The organism is Falsirhodobacter xinxiangensis, assembly GCF_004959935.1.
Taxonomy (GTDB): domain Bacteria; phylum Pseudomonadota; class Alphaproteobacteria; order Rhodobacterales; family Rhodobacteraceae; genus Falsirhodobacter; species Falsirhodobacter xinxiangensis.
This window is the reverse complement of record NZ_SMYN01000076.1, coordinates 1-482: the sequence shown is the minus strand read 5'-3', so window position 1 is coordinate 482 and position 482 is coordinate 1. Positions and strand designations below refer to the sequence as shown.

The following is a 482-nucleotide window of genomic DNA, read 5'->3' as shown; positions in this document are numbered from 1 at the left end:
TTTTAACCTGGACCACTCGGGTGGGGCTGATCAGCAGGCCCTTCATCCAGCCAAGGTAGCTTTGCGGCAGGGACGGGATCTCGATGCTGGCGATATTGGCGAGCATCGACTTGCGGCAGGTGTCCGCGCTGTAGGGCATGCCGATACCGGCCTGCGAGCCGGTCTCAAAAATGGATATGGATAGCGGCTCGGAGTACTCGATCAGGCGCTGAAGGGTATAGATGCCGGTTGGGCCCATGCCGACGATCGCGATGTGTTGTGCCATTTCTGTCCCGAGCAAGCCGTGGCAGAAGAAGGTGATGTTGGAGGAGGAGGAGACAAGCGCAGGCGCGTGGCTTGTTCAGATACGGCCCGCTAATTTTTTGCCTCCGGCCGGCTTGCACCTGTGTAGCGCGATTGCGCGTGCTGCGACGGGAGGTTATCGTCGGAGTGACTTATCCCGCTTCCGCTGGACATTTGGGTTCGGGAGCGGAGAGCATGCT

At 59.8% G+C, this 482-nt stretch carries 1 protein-coding gene; it reads right to left on the bottom strand.

Going from position 1 to position 482, the window contains the following annotated elements; genetic code table 11:
- Positions 1-265 (bottom strand): FAD/NAD(P)-binding protein (locus E2K76_RS20195; RefSeq protein ID WP_181952925.1); only part of this gene is annotated, 265 nt, incomplete at its 3' end.
- Between the last annotated feature and the right edge of the window lie 217 nt (positions 266-482).